General features: G+C 71.0%; 11 protein-coding genes. 8 read left to right on the top strand and 3 right to left on the bottom strand.

Annotation, left to right across the window (positions count from 1 at the left end):
• Window positions 1-140: 140 nt before the first annotated feature.
• Together greA and ACIQAC_RS12135 are read right to left on the bottom strand one after the other, a co-directional pair.
• Complete coding sequence (gene greA, locus ACIQAC_RS12140) at window positions 141-641, bottom strand: transcription elongation factor GreA (protein ID WP_402189581.1); 501 nt, start codon at window positions 639-641, stop codon at window positions 141-143.
• 252 nt (window positions 642-893) lie between these two features.
• Window positions 894-1,292 carry a DUF4307 domain-containing protein gene (locus tag ACIQAC_RS12135; protein WP_402189578.1) on the bottom strand — a complete coding sequence of 133 codons (399 nt, stop codon included), beginning with the start codon at window positions 1,290-1,292 and terminating at the stop codon, window positions 894-896.
• A gap of 223 nt (window positions 1,293-1,515) precedes the next feature.
• On the opposite strand from ACIQAC_RS12135, the gene mca reads away from it, so the two are divergent.
• Together mca and ACIQAC_RS12125 are read left to right on the top strand one after the other, a co-directional pair.
• The gene (mca, locus tag ACIQAC_RS12130) at window positions 1,516-2,397 is read left to right on the top strand and encodes a mycothiol conjugate amidase Mca (RefSeq protein ID WP_402189576.1); all 882 of its coding nucleotides are present in this window, start codon (window positions 1,516-1,518) and stop codon (window positions 2,395-2,397) included.
• A complete protein-coding gene (locus ACIQAC_RS12125; RefSeq protein ID WP_402189574.1) occupies window positions 2,390-2,635 on the top strand; it encodes a hypothetical protein in 246 nt (81 codons plus the stop codon). The genes mca and ACIQAC_RS12125 overlap by 8 nt, the downstream gene beginning before the upstream one ends.
• 169 nt (window positions 2,636-2,804) lie before the next feature.
• On the opposite strand, the gene ACIQAC_RS12120 is transcribed toward ACIQAC_RS12125, so the two are convergent.
• Entirely contained in the window at window positions 2,805-6,005 is a 3,201-nt protein-coding gene (locus ACIQAC_RS12120; protein WP_402189572.1) for a tetratricopeptide repeat protein, read from the bottom strand.
• Window positions 6,006-6,244: 239 nt separating this feature from the next.
• Here ACIQAC_RS12120 and ACIQAC_RS12115 point away from each other — a divergent pair, with 239 nt between their 5' ends.
• From ACIQAC_RS12115 to ACIQAC_RS12090, 6 genes are all read left to right on the top strand, one after another.
• Window positions 6,245-6,877 (top strand): hypothetical protein, encoded by a 633-nt coding sequence (locus tag ACIQAC_RS12115; RefSeq protein WP_402189570.1) that lies wholly within the window; start codon window positions 6,245-6,247, stop codon window positions 6,875-6,877.
• Window positions 6,878-6,907: 30 nt separating this feature from the next.
• Entirely contained in the window at window positions 6,908-8,941 is a 2,034-nt protein-coding gene (locus ACIQAC_RS12110; protein WP_402189568.1) for a thioredoxin domain-containing protein, read from the top strand.
• Window positions 8,942-9,231: 290 nt separating this feature from the next.
• On the top strand, window positions 9,232-10,500 hold the full coding sequence (locus ACIQAC_RS12105) for a glycosyltransferase (protein WP_402189566.1): 1,269 nt from the start codon (window positions 9,232-9,234) through the stop codon (window positions 10,498-10,500).
• Window positions 10,497-12,143: an ArnT family glycosyltransferase gene (locus ACIQAC_RS12100; RefSeq protein ID WP_402189563.1), complete on the top strand. Its 1,647-nt coding sequence runs from the start codon at window positions 10,497-10,499 to the stop codon at window positions 12,141-12,143. Before ACIQAC_RS12105 ends, ACIQAC_RS12100 begins: the two co-directional genes overlap by 4 nt.
• Entirely contained in the window at window positions 12,140-13,366 is a 1,227-nt protein-coding gene (locus ACIQAC_RS12095) for a glycosyltransferase (RefSeq protein WP_402189560.1), read from the top strand. The genes ACIQAC_RS12100 and ACIQAC_RS12095 overlap by 4 nt, the downstream gene beginning before the upstream one ends.
• Window positions 13,363-15,774 carry a galactose oxidase-like domain-containing protein gene (locus ACIQAC_RS12090; protein WP_402189558.1) on the top strand — a complete coding sequence of 804 codons (2,412 nt, stop codon included), beginning with the start codon at window positions 13,363-13,365 and terminating at the stop codon, window positions 15,772-15,774. Before ACIQAC_RS12095 ends, ACIQAC_RS12090 begins: the two co-directional genes overlap by 4 nt.
• Window positions 15,775-15,807 lie beyond the last annotated feature (33 nt).

Genomic DNA, 15,807 nt, shown 5'->3' with positions numbered 1-15,807 from the left:
TCAATGGGTCGGGTGAACCCAAAGTTGTGAGAGCGGAGTGGAGCGGGGCGGTCTCGGTGCCGACGTGTGCGGCGGCGCGACGAAGCCCCCGGCGTCACGGGGGACGCCGGGGGCTTCGTCGAAGGGGACGACTCGCGCGGTCAGCCGTCGTACGGCACGGCCTTCAGGATGCGGACCGTGGCCTTCTTGCCGTTGGGCAGCTCGTAGTCGGCGTCCTCGCCGACCTTGTGGCCCATCACGCCGGAGCCCAGGGGCGACTGCGGCGAGTAGGTCTCGATGTCGGCGCTGGCGTACTCGCGCGAGGCGAGCAGGAAGCTCAGCGTGTCGTCCTCGTCGCCGTCGAAGGCGATCGTGACGACCATGCCGGGGGCCACCGTGCCGTCGGCCGAGGTCGGCGCCTCACCGACCTGGGCGTTCTCAAGGAGCTGGGTCAGCTGGCGCACACGGAGCTCCTGCTTGCCCTGCTCCTCCTTGGCCGCGTGGTACCCGCCGTTCTCGCGCAGGTCCCCCTCCTCGCGCGCAGCCGCGATCTTGGCGGCGATCTCCGTGCGCGCAGGACCAGTAAGGTACTCAAGCTCGTTCCTGAGCTTGTTGTACGCCTCCTGGGTCAGCCAGGTGACGTTCTCGCTGGTCTGGGTCACAGGGTGCTCCTCGTCGGTACTGGGAATACAAAGCATCGCCCTACCCAGAAGAATGTTCCTTCAGGAGTGGGCGAAACCACGAGCCTAACAATTCAGGAGCGGCGGGGGGAGGACATAAGTCACCTATATCCCGTCAACGCAGGTCAGCCCGGAGGTATTGCCCGCAACCCCATGTTCACGGCAGCGCCGGCGGCCGTTCGCGGCCCGACCCTTCGCGGCCCGGTCCTTCGCGGGCGGTCCGGACGGTCCGGGTCAGGCGCCGTGGCAGCCGAGCAGTTCCGCGGTGGTGCCCGGGGCCGTCGTCCGCAGGGTGACGGTCTCCTCGAACCGGCTGCGGTCGCCGTCGAAGCGGAAGTCGGCCCGGCCGACCTCGGCGCCGTCCGCGGCCTGGGAGCGGATCGTGCAGTAGCCGGCGGCGCCCGCGTCCTTCTCGACCTTCAGCCGCACCTGCACCGCGCTGTCCCCGAGATCAAAGCTGATCACTTCTGCACTGATCTTGTTTTTGCCCACGTAGTGATAGGCGAAGAACCCGATCACCAGCAGCAGGACCGCGCCCAGTACGGCGCCGAGGACCTTCAGTGTGCGGTCCGCGCGCTCGTCCGAGGAACGGCCGTAGCGGCCCTCCGGCGGTCGCGTGCTCACCGTACTCATGATCGTCCTCTCGGCCTCGGGCGGGACGGGTCCGAAGGGGCCGCCCCAAGCTGTCCCAAAAGGGGTCCCGAAGCCGGGCTCCGGAATTATTGGCCCTCCGATTCGGTCACTATAGAAGCCGCCCGCACGCCGCCTGATCGCCGCCCCTCGACGACGGACGCGAGCCGGCACCCGACCGACGCACCCGGTCACCCACCGGGCGCCTATCACCAAGGATCGAGTCTTGACTGACCAGCTGCGACTGATGGCCGTGCACGCGCATCCCGACGACGAGTCGAGCAAGGGCGCGGCGACCATGGCGAAGTACGTGTCCGAGGGGGTGGACGTGCTGGTCGTCACCTGCACGGGCGGGGAGCGCGGCTCCATCCTCAATCCGAAGCTTCAGGGCGACGCGTACATCGAGGAGCACATCCACGAGGTGCGGAAGAAGGAGATGGACGAGGCCCGCGAGATCCTGGGCGTCAGGCAGGAGTGGCTCGGCTTCGTCGACTCCGGGCTGCCCGAGGGCGACCCGCTGCCGCCGCTGCCCGACGGCTGCTTCGCCCTGGAGGACGTGGAGCACGCGGCCGGTGAGCTGGTCCGCAAGATCCGGTCCTTCCGGCCGCAGGTCGTCACGACGTACGACGAGAACGGCGGGTATCCGCACCCCGACCACATCATGACCCACAAGATCTCGATGCTGGCCTTCGAGGGCGCCGCGGACACCGAGCGGTTCCCGGAGGCGGAGTACGGGCCCGCGTACCAGCCGCGGAAGCTGTACTACAACCAGGGCTTCAACCGGCCGCGCACCGAGGCGCTGCACCGGGCGATGCTCGACCGGGGGCTGGAGTCGCCGTACGGGGACTGGCTCAAGCGGTGGGAGGGCTCCGGGCACAAGGAGCGCACGCTCACCACGCATGTGCCGTGCGCGGACTTCTACGAGATCCGGGACAAGGCGCTGATCGCGCACGCCACGCAGATCGATCCCGACGGGGGGTGGTTCCGGGTGCCGATGGAGCTCCAGAAGGAGGTCTGGCCGACGGAGGAGTACGAGCTCGCGAAGTCGCTCGTCGAGACGTCCCTCCCCGAGGACGACCTCTTCGCGGGCATCCGCGACAATGCCTGACATGAGCGCAAGCGCAAGCCTGGCAATGACGCATCTCGTCACCTTCGCGAAGGAGGTCGACGAGGACAAGGTGACTCCCGGTGTCCTTGGCTTCATCGTGTTCGCGGTGATGGCTGTGGCGGTGTGGGGGCTGATGAAGTCGATGAACCGGCATATGGGGAAGGTCTCTTTCGAGGAGACCTCCGATGCGGGGGCGCCTGCGGCGGGCGAGGAGCGGGATCGCGTGCGCGAGGGCTGAGCGGGGCCCAGGCGGGGCGGGGGGTGGGTGCGGCGCCGTTGTGGCTTGTCGCGCAGTTCCCCGCGCCCCTGTGGGGGTGGGGGTTGGAAGGTCCGTGCGGCGCCGTTGTGGCTGGTCGCGCAGTTCCCCGCGCCCCTGACCGGCGCTGCCGTGTCGGCCTGGCAAAGGGTTACGGGGCTACCTGTACCGGGACTCCCATTACCTCTCTTGCGTGGCGGTTGGGGACCATGCCCAGGCGCCAGGCCTGCCAGCCGGTTTCCAGGGTGACGCCTCGTTCGAGGAGGAGCTGGTAGGCCTCTGTGTACTCGGTGAGTTTGGGGTCGCGGGCCGGGTGGGAGGAGCGGGCGAGCTGGGAGAGTTCCTCCTGGGCCACCGCCGTGCCGATCTCCACACCGCCCGGCGCGCCGAACGGCAGCAGGGTGCAGCGCAGGAAGCGGGCCCAGTCCTCGCCGCGGCGGTCGCCGTACGACGCGAAGAGCCGGGCCGCCTCGTCGCACAGCTCCAGCGCCTGGGGCGTACGGGTGTTGCCGGCGTCGACGACCGCGAGTTCCAGGCAGGTCCACGCCTCGCCGTGGGCGACCCCGATGCGCTGGAAGTCGGCGCGGGCGTCCACCAGGAGCTGGCGGGCGAAACCGGAGTTGCGCAGCGAGCCGGTCTGCGCGGCGCGCTGGTCGCGGGTCACCCGGGCCGAGTGGTGCCGGGCGCAGGCCAGCCCGTACACGTCCCGCATCCGCGAGAACATCGTCCGCGAGCGCTCCAGGTCACGGACCGCCTGGTCGAGGTTGCCGGTCTCCTCCATGGCCTGCCCGAGGTAGTACAGCGTCCAGGCCTCACCGCGGGCGTCCTCGTTCTCCCGGTGCCTGGCCGCCGCCGCGCGCAGCTCGTCCACCGCCGGTGACGGATCGCCCGCCACCAGCCGGGCCCGCGCCAGCTGGGTCAGCGCCCAGGCCGCGCCCCGGGCGTCGCGGGTACGGCCGTACAGCTCCAGGGCCGAGCGGAGTTCGGTGCCGGCACGGTCCACGTCGCCGAGCCGGACGTACAGCTGGCCCAGCTGGTAGTGCGCCCACGCCTCGCCGTGCACGGACTCGCCCGCGCGGTGCAGGGCAAGGGAACGGTTCAGCAGGTCCAGGGCCTCGGCGAGATGCGCGCGGTCGCGTTCCACGGCGGCCAGCGCGTGCATCGTCCACGCGCGGTCCGTCGCGAGCTGCGGTGGCGACTGGAGGTCGAGCGCCTCGCGCAGCTTGGCCGCCGCCTCGACCAGATTGCCCTGGTGGTGCAGCGTGATGCCGAGCGAGCACAGGGCGCGCGCCGCACCGGCGTCGTGATGCGCCTCCATGTACAGGTCGACGACCGAGGTCAGTGTGGTGCGCGCCTTGTCCAGTTCGCCGAGCTGCCGGGCCGCGATACCGGTCCGCCACTGCACGGACCGGATCAGCAGCCCCTGGTCCACCGCCTGCGCCAGCTCGCTGATCTCCCCGAGCCGGTAGAGGTCGCCGCGCAGCAGGCAGTAGTCGCACAGCGCGCCGAGCAGATTGAGTACGGCCCCCTGGTCGACGCCCTCCGCGTGCCGCAGCGCCGCCGTGATGAAGCTCGACTCGTCGTCCAGCCAGCGCAGCGCCTCGTCCAGCGAGGTGAAGCCGTGCGGCCCGAACCGGTCCGAGCGGGTCGACATGTTGCCGTCGACCAGCCGCAGCACGGAGTCCGCCAGCTCCGCGTAGTTGACGATCAGCCGCTCCTGGGCCGCCGTACGCTCCGCGGGCTCCTCCTCGTCGAGGAGGCGGGCCTGCGCGAAACCGCGGACCAGGTCGTGCAGCCGGTAGCGGTCGCCGCGCACCTGGTCGATGAGGCCCGCGCGGGCCAGCGCGACCAAGTGCCGGGTGGCCTCCGCCTGGTCCGTGGCCAGCAGCGAGGCGGCCGCCGCGGCGCCCAGCGAGGCCCGCCCGGCCAGCGCGAGCCGGCGCAGCAGCCGCCGCGCCGGGTCCGTCTGGTCGGTGTAGCGCAGCCACAGGGCGCGCTCGATCGGGTCGACGGGACCGTATGCCTCCAGGTCCGCGGCGAGCTGCCGGGGCGAGCGCGGTCCCAGCGAGGAGCCCGCGATCAGCAGCGCCAGCGGCAGCCCGCCGCACAGCCGGGTGATCAGATCGCCGGACTCGGCGTCGTAGGGCCCCGATCTGTCCTGCGCCGCCGCGCCGAGCAGTTCCTCGGCGCCGGCCGGCTCCAGCGGGCCCACCGGCAGCTGGAAGACCCGTGCCTGCAACTCGGCGGGCAGTTCGACCGGCTCGCGCGCGGTGACCAGGACCAGGCTGTCGGAGCGCTCGGGGATGAGCGTGCGGATCTGCTCGGGGTCGTGGGCGTCGTCCAGGACGACCGCGACCGGGACGCCCGTCAGATGCTGGTGGTACAGCTCGCTCAGCCGCTTGACCTGCTGGTCGGCCGACGACCGCTCCCGGAAGAGGAGTTGCTCGCGCGGGGCGCCCAGCCGGTTCAGCAGATGCAGCAGCGCGTCCCGCGTCGGCAGCGGTGGCTCCCCGGGGGTGTCGCCGCGCAGATCGACCACACACGCGCCCCGGAACTGGTCCCGCAGATCCTGCGCCGCCCGCACCGCGAGCGTCGTACGGCCGCTGCCGGGCGGCCCGTGCAGCACCACCACCGTCGGCAGCGTCTGCGTACTGGCCCGGCCCGCCTGCACCCACTGCCTGATCCGCGCCATCTCCTGGCGCCGCCCGGCGAACGGGCCGGTGGAGTCCGGGAGCTGCCCGAACGACTGCGCCAGCAGGTTCCGTCCGCGCGCCGCGCCGCTCTTGTCGGCGCCCATCAGCTTCGGCCCCTGCTTCTTGGGCCCCGTGGACGCGGCCAGCACCCGCTGCTGGTCGAGGAACGGCCGGATGCCCCGTACCTCCAGCGCGGTCAGCCACTGGAGCCGCAACTGCTCGGCGCCGCCCGGCTGCCCCGCCGCCCCGGCCCGGTGGTGCGCGGCCGGCAGATGCGCCCCCGCCACCTTCACCACCGTCGCCGCCGCGCCCACGACCCCGACGGTCACCCCCGCGCCGACCGCGGTCGTGGCCCCCGTACCGAGCGCCAGGTCGGCCACCACGGCGGCCACCGCGCCGACCCCCGCCACCAGCAGCGGGGTACCGCCGCCCTGGCGCGCGTACCGCTGCCCGAACGTCAGCCGGCCGGCCTCCGACTCGTCGATCGCCCGCGTGTAGGCCGCGTACTCCTCGCCGGCGCTGCGCGCCATCGCGTCGAGCGCCCCCAGCGCCCGTGTCATCAGCACCTTCCCGTCGGTACGGCCCCCCGAGCGCCGTACCTCCTCCTCCACGGCCCGTGCCAACAGCCGCTCGGCCTCGGCCCGATGACTGTCCCGCATGTCCCGTCCCCCTCCGGCTGCACCGACGTTCTTGGTCAAGTGTGCTGCGCAGGGGCCCTTCGGGGCGAGGGGGCGAACCGGCTGCGAACCGTTGTGGAGGGTCGGTGAATTGACGCCGTCCCCGGTCACAGTGGTTATTGTGAGCGCCGTCAGCCGCGCAGAACGGGGGAGCGATGAGCACACAGTGGGGGCCGCAACCGGGGCCGCAGCAGCCGGGACCGCCACCGGGAATGCCTCCCGTGCCCCCGTCCGGCCCGCCGCCGCACCAGCCGCGCTGGGCCTGGTGGCTGATCGGCATCGTCATCCCCGTCACCGGCATCCTCGTCACGATCCTGGTCGCCAGGCCCGGCGGATCGGACAACGACGGCGACCGCAACGTGGAGTCGGCGCCCACCTCCTCCGCCCGGCCCGGCGGTGGTGCGGACAGCGGTGCGGGCGAGGCGCAGAGCGGTGCCTCGCCCGAGGCGGACGGGCAGCAGTACCGGAAGGTGTTCGGACCCGAGGGCGTGGACGCAGAGGCGTCGATCACCGGGTCGTACATCGAACTGGACTCGGCGAAGCCGCTGGCCATGGGCGCCGGCACCAAGGGCGCGGACATCATCTTCGGGTCCTCCAACGGCGATCCGAACCTCTTTGTGCCCGACTCCGGCTCCACCCTCGCCCCGTGGGCCGACCCGGGCACACCCCCGACGGCCGAGGACTGCGCGCAGAGCGTGCAGCGCAACGGCACCTACACCGCGAACGTGCAGCCGGGCCAGGTCTACTGCCTGCTGACCGGTGAGGGCCGGATCGCCTCCCTCAAGGTCGTCACCGCGCCCGACAGCGGCGGCGGAAAGCTCGATGTCACGGTCTGGGAGACGCCTGGCGCGTGACGTCCGGGGTACTGCGGCAGGATGGACCCCATGGCGAACCGACTGGCCCACGAGACGTCCCCGTACCTCCTCCAGCACGCCGACAACCCGGTCGACTGGTGGCCGTGGTCGGCGGAGGCCTTCGAGGAGGCACGCGAGAGCGGCCGCCCGGTGCTGCTGAGCGTCGGCTACAGCAGCTGCCACTGGTGCCACGTCATGGCGCACGAGTCCTTCGAGGACCAGGAGACCGCCGACTACCTCAACGCCCACTTCGTCAGCGTCAAGGTCGACCGCGAGGAGCGCCCGGACGTCGACGCGGTCTACATGGAGGCCGTGCAGGCCGCCACCGGGCAGGGCGGCTGGCCCATGACGGTGTTCCTGACCCCCGACGGCGAGCCGTTCTACTTCGGTACGTACTTCCCGCCCGCCCCGCGCTCCGGCATGCCCTCCTTCCGGCAGGTCCTTGAGGGTGTGACGCACGCCTGGGAGCAGCGGCGCGACGAGGTGGCGGAGGTCGCGGGCAAGATCACGCGGGACCTGGCCGGGCGCGAGTCGGCGTTCCAGAGCGCCGAGCTGCCGGGCGAGGAGGAGCTGGCGCAGGCGCTGCTCGGGCTGACCCGGGAGTACGACCCGCAGCGCGGCGGGTTCGGCGGGGCGCCGAAGTTCCCGCCGTCCATGGTCGTCGAGTTCCTGCTGCGGCACCACGCGCGCACCGGCGCCGAGGGCGCCCTCCAGATGGCCGTCGACACCTGTGAGCGGATGGCCCGCGGGGGCATCTACGACCAGCTCGGCGGCGGCTTCGCGCGCTACTCGGTGGACCGCGACTGGGTGGTGCCGCACTTCGAGAAGATGCTGTACGACAACGCCCTGCTGTGCCGGGTGTACGCGCACGTGTGGCGGGCCACCGGGTCGGAACTCGCCCGGCGGGTCGCGCTGGAGACGGCCGACTTCATGGTGCGTGAACTGCGCACCGTCGAGGGCGGGTTCGCCTCCGCGCTGGACGCCGACAGCGACGACGGCAGCGGACGGCACGTCGAGGGCGCCTACTACGTGTGGACGCCGGAGCAGCTGGGGGAGGCGCTCGGCGAGGAGGACGCTGCGCTCGCCGTGCAGTACTTCGGGGTGACCGAGGCGGGCACCTTCGAGGAGGGCGCCTCGGTGCTGCAACTGCCCCAGCACGAGGGTGTGTTCGACGGTGAGCGGATCGCCGGGATCCGGGCGCGGCTGCTCGCGGTGCGCGGGGAGCGGCCCGCGCCCGGACGGGACGACAAGGTCGTCGCCGCCTGGAACGGGCTCGCGATCGCCGCGCTCGCGGAGACCGGCGCCTACTTCGACCGCCCCGACCTGGTGGACGCCGCCGTCGCCGCCGCGGACCTCCTGGTACGGCTGCACATGGACGACCAGGCGCGGCTGGCCCGCACCAGCAAGGACGGCAGGGCGGGCGCCAACGCGGGGGTCCTGGAGGACTACGCGGACGTCGCCGAGGGGTTCCTCGCGCTGGCGTCGGTGACCGGCGAGGGCGTCTGGCTGGAGTTCGCCGGGTTCCTCCTCGACCACGTCCTCGCGCGCTTCGTCGACGAGGAGAGCGGCGCGCTCTACGACACGGCCGTCGACGCCGAGCAGCTGATCCGCCGGCCGCAGGACCCGACCGACAACGCGGTGCCGTCGGGGTGGACCGCCGCCGCGGGCGCGCTGCTCGGCTATGCGGCGCAGACCGGCGCCGAACCGCACCGGACCGCCGCCGAGCGGGCGTTGGGCGTGGTCAGGGCGCTGGGGCCACGCGTGCCGCGGTTCATCGGCTGGGGCCTTGCGGTCGCCGAGGCGCGGCTCGACGGCCCGCGCGAGGTCGCGGTGGTCGGTCCGGCGCTGGACGACGAGGCCACGCGGACCCTGCACCGTACGGCGCTGCTCGCGACGGCGCCCGGTGCGGTCGTCGCGTACGGGGTCCCGGAGAGCGGGGAGTTCCCGCTGCTCGCCGACCGTCCGCTGATCGACGGGGCACCGGCCGCCTACGTCTGTCGTAACTTCACCTGCGACGCCCCGACGACGGATCCGGCGCGGCTGCGGGCGGCGCTCGGCGGCTGACCCGGGGCCCGAAAAACCCGTCCCGGACGCCCCCGCAGGGTTCTGACCGGCATATTCATGGGCTGTGGTCCTTGTCATACACGGCGTCGATGAGAGCGTTTTCCCGCCCCCAAATATGCGCACCTGTTCGACTATGTCCCGCTAGCCGCCCGCCGATCCGAAACACGCTATTTATCGGAACAGCTCCCGCGCTTCACACTTCCCCCCTAATCTCTCCACAGTGACGCGCCCGGTGGTGATCCACCGGCGCGACAGGGGGTTGGGGTTTCAAAGATCTGGGGGGATCTTTCTTGCTGACGTCTGTCTTCATCGCTGCCGTTTCTCTGGCCTTGTTCTGGATGGCGGCCTTCACACTCTGGTGGCAGATGCACGCCTGGCGTACGCCGGAAGTGCTCGCGTCCACCCGCTTCGGCAGACCGGACGGCGGCGAACACCTGTCGTTCTCGCTGCTGCTACCGGCACGCCACGAACAGGCCGTGCTGGACCACACCATCCAGCGGCTGCTGGAGTCCTCGCACACGGACTTCGAGATCATCGTCATCGTCGGCCACGACGACCCGGAGACCACCGAGGTGGCCCGGGCGGCCGAGGAACGCGATCCACGGGTGCGCGTGGTCGTCGACACCCACGAGAAGAAGAACAAGCCGAAGGCCATGAACACGGCGCTGCCGTACTGCCGCGGCGATGTCGTCGGGGTCTTCGACGCCGAGGACCAGGTCCATCCGGAGCTGCTCGCCCACGTCGACCACGCGTTCCGCTCCACCGGCGCGGACGTCGTCCAGGGCGGCGTACAGCTGATCAACTTCCACTCCAGCTGGTACAGCCTGCGCAACTGCCTGGAGTACTTCTTCTGGTTCCGCTCCCGGCTGCACCTGCACGCGCAGAAGGGGTTCATCCCGCTCGGCGGCAACACCGTCTTCGTACGGACCGAGGTGCTGCGGGCCGCCGACGGCTGGGACCCGGAGTGCCTCGCCGAGGACTGCGACCTGGGGGTGCGGCTGTCGAGCGTCGGCAAGAAGGTCGTCGTCGCCTACGACTCCGAGATGGTCACCAAGGAGGAGACGCCGGGCTCGCTGATGTCGCTGCTCAAGCAGCGCACCCGCTGGAACCAGGGCTTCCTCCAGGTGTACCGGAAGAAGGACTGGAAGCAACTGCCCACCTTCGGGCAGCGGTTGCTGGCCCGCTACACCCTGATGACGCCGTTCCTCCAGGCCTTCACCGGCATCATCATCCCGCTCAACGTGGCGATCGCCCTCTTTATGGACGTGCCCGTGAGCGTCGCCTTCATCACGTTCCTGCCGGCCGTGACCGCCCTGGTCACCTTTGTCTTCGAGCTCGTCGGGCTGCACGACTTCGGCAAGCAGTACGGCCTGCGTGTGCGGTTCGTCCACTATCTGAAGCTCGTCGTGGGCGGCCCCTTCTACCAGGTGCTCCTCGCCGGTGCCGCGGTCCGCGCCGTCTGGCGCGAGCAACGCGGCCGCAACGACTGGGAGCTCACCTCCCACGTCGGCGCCCACCTCACCGCGGCCGAAGCCATCCGAGAGGACGTTCCTGCGTGACCTCCACCCTTCCCGCGGTGACCCCCAAGGTCCCCGCGCAGCGCCGACCTGTCCACGATGACCGTTCGACCGGTCGAACACTGCCTCCGAAGCGGCTGCGTTCGTCCCGCTCGGACCTCCTCCTGTGCGGTCTCCTCCTGGTGGCGATCATGATCGTCCAGGGCTGGAACATCGCCGACTACCCGACCCTCAGCGACGACGAGGGCACCTATCTCGCGCAGGCCTGGGCCGTCCAGGAGGGCCGCGGCCTCGCCCACTACACGTACTGGTACGACCACCCGCCGCTCGGCTGGATCCAGATAGCCGTCCTCACCTGGATCCCCGCGATGCTCAGCCCCGAGTCGATGACCGTCGGCAGCATGCGCGTGATGATGCTGCTGATCAGCGCCATCAGCGCGGTCCTGCTGTACGTCCTGGCCCGCCGGCTCGCGCTGCCCCGCTGGGCCGCCGGACTCGGCATGGTCCTGTTCGGCCTGTCACCGCTGTCCGTGGTGCTCCAGCGGGAGATCTTCCTCGACAACATCGCGGTCATGTGGGTGCTCCTCGCGTTCTGCCTCGCCGCCTCCCCGAGCCGCCACCTCTGGCACCACTTCGGCGCCGGCATCGCCGCCGCGACGGCCGTGCTCACCAAGGAGACGATGCTCGTCGTCCTGCCCGCGCTGCTGCTCACCATGTGGCGCCACGGCCACCGCGACACCCGCAAGTTCGCCCTGACCGGCGCCATCACCGCCTGCGCCCTGATCGGCTTCTCGTACCCGCTGTTCGCCCTGCTCAAGGGCGAGTTGCTGCCGGGCGACGGACACGTGTCGCTGTGGGACGGCATCCAGTACCAGATGACCCGCCCCGGCTCCGGCTTCATCCTGGAGCAGGGCACCGGCTCCTACGGCGTCCTCCAGTCGTGGCTCTACTACGACCGCGTCCTGATCATCGGCGGCCTGGCCGGCGCCGTACTGCTGCTGCTCACCTGGCGCTGGTCGGTCACCGCCCGCGCACTCGCCGGACCGGCGCTGCTCGTCGCGATCCTCGCCCTGGTCGCCCTGCGCCCCAACGGCTACCTGCCCGCGATGTACGTCATCCAGACGCTGCCGTTCCTCTCGCTGGTGCTGGCCGGCGGCACCGCGTCCGTCACCCACGCCGTCCTGCGCCGATGGCGCGGCACCGCCGAACACCGGTACGTGACGAGCGGCCGCTACGCCCTCGCCGTGGTCCTCGCCCTCGCCGCCGGCGCCTATGTCGTACCGCGCTGGTACGACGGCGACCGCACCGCGATGACCGCCGACGCCAACGCCCCCTACCAGGCCGCGTCCAAGTGGCTGTCCACCGAGGTCGCCGAACCCGAGGACACCCGGGTGCTTGTCGACGACGCCATGTGGCTGGACCTGGTGCACGCCGGGTACGAACCCGGACTCGGCGTCATCTGGTTCTACAAGGCCGACCTCGACCCGGCCGTCACCAAGACCATGCCCAACGGCTGGCGGGACCTGGACTACGTGGTCGCCTCGCCGACCGTCCGGCGCGACGCCGTCGACCTGCCCAACGTGAAGGCCGCCATCGAGCACTCCACCCCGGTGGCCGTGTTCGGCAAGGGCGAGGACCGCATCGAGATCCGGCAGATCACCACCGCCGCGGGAGGCGTCCGATGACCCACGAGTTCACCGTCCCCGAGGGGGAGGTCCGGGCCGCCGAGATCCCCGAACCGGGCGCCGTCACCATCGTCGTCCCCACCTTCAACGAGTCCGCCAACGTACGGCAGTTGCTGCGCCAGATCACCGACTCGGTGCCCGGCCGGCTGCCCTGCGAGGTCGTCTTCGTCGACGACTCCACCGACGACACCCCGGACGTGATCCGCGAGGCCGCCCAGGACTGCCCGTACCCGGTGACCGTGCTGCACCGCGAGGAGCCGGTCGGCGGACTCGGCGGCGCCGTCGTCGAGGGCATCAAGGCGGCCGGCTCGGACTGGGTCGTCGTCATGGACGGCGACTGCCAGCATCCGCCGTCCCTGGTGCCGGAGCTGGTCGCCACCGGCGAGCTGGCGGGCGCCGGCCTCGTCGTCGCCTCCCGCTACATCAAGGGCGGCAGCCGGGCCGGACTGGCCGGCAGCTACCGCGTCGCCGTCTCCCGCGGGGCGACCTGGCTGACCAAGTCCCTCTTCCCGCGCCGCCTGCACGGCATCAGCGACCCGATGAGCGGCTTCTTCGCGATCCGCCGCAGTATGGTCACCGCCGACCTCCTCAAGCCGCTCGGCTACAAGATCCTCCTCGAACTCGCCGTCCGCAGCCGCCCGCGCGGGGTCACCGAGGTGCCGTTCGTCTTCCAGGACCGGTTCGCCGGCGAGTCCAAGTCCAGCGCCCGCGAGGGGCTGCGGTTCCTGCGGCACCTCGCCGGACTGCGCACCGCCTCGCCGGTCGCCCGGATGGTCGTCTTCGGACTGATCGGCGCCACCGGCTTCCTGCCCAACCTGCTGGGCCTGTGGGCGCTGACCGCCGCCGGGATGCACTACCTGCCCGCCGAGATCGTCGCCAACCAGCTCGGCGTCGCCTGGAACTTCCTGCTCATCGAGCGGCTGCTGTTCCGCGACCGCCGCCACTTCCGGCGCCTGTGGGACCGGCTCGGCCGGTTCGCGCTGCTCGCCAACGCCGATCTGCTGCTGCGCATCCCGCTGATCGCCCTGCTGGTCGGCAGGTTCGGGATGGACGCACTGCCCGCCACCGCGCTCGCGCTGGTGACGACGTTCGTCCTGCGCTTCGTCGGGACCGAAGCGCTGGTCTATCTGCCGCGCAGGGGGCTGCGCGGCAGCAGCACCACAGCAAGGGAGAGCCGAGTGAACGACAACAGCGACCGCGGCACCGCGAGGAGAGCCGCGTGACACGGACCAACACCCGCAGAACCACCGCACTCGTGGCCGTGGCAGGGCTCACCGGAGCCCTGCTGCTGACGGCCCCCCAGTCCGCCTCCGCCGCCAACCTGATCACCAACCCCGGCTTCGAGACCGCGGGCACCGGCGACATGCCGTCCTGCTGGTCGAAGTCCGGCTGGGGCGACAACGACTTCACCTACGAGACCACGGCCGACGCCCACACGGGCACCAAGGCCATGAAGGTCACGCTGAGCCGCCGCGTCGACGGCGACCGCAAGGCGCTGATCACGGAGTCCGCGGGCTGCGCGCCGGTCGTGACGGCGGGCAAGCAGTACGACCTCTCCCTCTGGTACAAGACGACGACCCCGGACGCGAACATCACGCTGTTCCGGCACGACACCACGGCCGGCTGGCAGTACTGGACCGACCTCAAGACCCTGGACATGGCGGCCGCCTGGACCCAGGCGGGGGTCCGCACCCCCGAGGTCCCGGCCGGCACCGACCGGATCAGCTGGGGCGTCTCCGTCTACGGCACCGGCTCCGCCACCACCGACGACTACACGATGGAACAGGTCGCCGACCCGGTGCCCGAGCCGGAGTGCACGGGCACGGCCGACGAGTGCGCCAACGGCAAGTGGGAGGTGCTGCCCGCGCAGAACCCGGTGCGGTCCATGCACTCCGTGGTGCTGCACAACGGCAAGGTGCTGCTGATCGCGGGCTCCGGCAACGACGAGTCGCAGTTCGAGGCCGGCACCTTCACCTCCGCCATCTACGACCCGCAGAACGGCAGTTACCGGGTCATCCCGACGCCGGACGACATGTTCTGCTCCGGGCACGTCCAGCTCCAGGACGGCCGGGTGCTCGTGATGAGCGGCAACAAGGGCTATCCGTCCGCGGACGGCACCATCGGCTACCAGGGGTACAAGGACTCGTACATCTTCGACCCCGCCACCGAGACGTACTCCAAGACCAACAACATGAACGACGGGCACTGGTACCCGTCGGCGACCGTCCTCGGCAACGGTGACGTGCTCTCCTTCGGCGGGCTCAAGGAGGACTCCTCCGGCTCGGTCACCGCGGAGCGCTGGTCGGACGCCGAGCAGAAGTGGCTGCCGCTCTGGCAGGTCAACCAGACCTGGTCGTACTGGGGCCTGTACCCGTCGATGATCCTCATGCAGGACGGCCGGCTGTTCTACTCCGGCAGCCATGTCTTCGGCAACAACATCCCCGGCACCGGCTCGGCGATCTACGACTACGACGCCAACACCACCACACAGGTGCCCGGTCTCCAGCAGAAGGACCGGCGCGACCAGTCGGCGAGTGTGCTGCTGCCGCCCGCGCAGGACCAGAAGGTCCTCACCCTCGGCGGCGGCCACAACGAGGTCAACCCCGAGGCGAACCGCCTCACCGACGTGATCGACCTCAAGGAGCCCAACCCGCAGTACGTGGCGGGCCCGCCGATCCCGCAGGGCACCGTCGACCTGGGCAACGGCCCGGTCCCGCAGACCGGCGACCAGGGCAAGATGTACGTCTCCGCGGTCCTGCTCCCGGACGGCAAGGTCCTGGAGACCGGCGGCGCGCTGCACAACCGGGCCAACCCCGTCTTCGAGTCCTCGCTCTACGACCCGGAGACCAACACCTTCGATCCGGTCGCCGCCGACCCCGAGGCCCGCGGCTACCACTCGTCGGCGTTCCTGCTGCCCGACGGCCGGGTCATGTCGACCGGCGACAACCCGGGCAACGGCTCCTGGAACCACAACGTGTCGATCTACACCCCGCCGTACCTCCTCAAGGGCGACCGCCCGGAGATCACCTCGCTGATCGACACCGAGTGGAACTACGGCGACACCCAGCGCATCACGGTGGACCGGCCCATCGCCAAGGCGGAGCTGATCCGTCCGGCGGCGGTGACCCACTCCTCCGACCCGAACCAGCGCTTCGTGGACCTGCCGCTGTCGGTCGACGGCAACAACATCGACCTCAACGTCACGAGCAACCCCAACCTGGCCCCGCCCGGCTGGTACATGCTCTTCGCGGTCGACGCCAACGGTGTGCCGTCGGTGGCCGAGTGGGTGCACCTCCAGGGCCCGCAGGCCCTCGCCGCCAACGAGGCCTCCGCGCACGTCCACGACTTCGCCGACGATCTGTCCGGCAAGGTCACCAAGCCGGGCAAGAAGCGCACCGGGCAGAAGGTCGCCACGACCGTCTCCGGCTGCGACCGCCACTACGGCACGGTCAACGTCTGTGTCCCGACGGCCTTCCCGGCCGACGTGAAGAAGACCACGGCCGCCCGCTGCGACTGGCTGAAGTCCAACGACTACGGCCGGCTGAAGCTCAACGGCAGGGACGACCCCCTGAAGCTGGACCCGAACAGGGACGGCGTCGCCTGCGGAAAGGGTGACGTGAAGAAGCGCTAGCCGGCTCCTCCCGACCGCGCGCACTCGGGGCGT

Origin of the sequence: Streptomyces sp. NPDC088387, assembly GCF_044753385.1 — a bacterium.
Lineage (GTDB): Bacteria > Actinomycetota > Actinomycetes > Streptomycetales > Streptomycetaceae > Streptomyces.
This window is presented reverse-complemented; position numbering and strand designations above follow the sequence as displayed.

Bases quoted from the DNA above. Each gene is read 5' to 3' on its own strand.
- ACIQAC_RS12135 (WP_402189578.1), bottom strand. From the start codon at position 1,292: ATGAGTACGGTGAGCACGCGACCGCCGGAGGGCCGCTACGGCCGTTCC.
- ACIQAC_RS12125 (WP_402189574.1), top strand. From the start codon at position 2,390: ATGCCTGACATGAGCGCAAGCGCAAGCCTGGCAATGACGCATCTCGTC.
- ACIQAC_RS12120 (WP_402189572.1), bottom strand. From the start codon at position 6,005: ATGCGGGACAGTCATCGGGCCGAGGCCGAGCGGCTGTTGGCACGGGCC.
- ACIQAC_RS12110 (WP_402189568.1), top strand. From the start codon at position 6,908: ATGGCGAACCGACTGGCCCACGAGACGTCCCCGTACCTCCTCCAGCAC.
- ACIQAC_RS12095 (WP_402189560.1), top strand. From the start codon at position 12,140: ATGACCCACGAGTTCACCGTCCCCGAGGGGGAGGTCCGGGCCGCCGAG.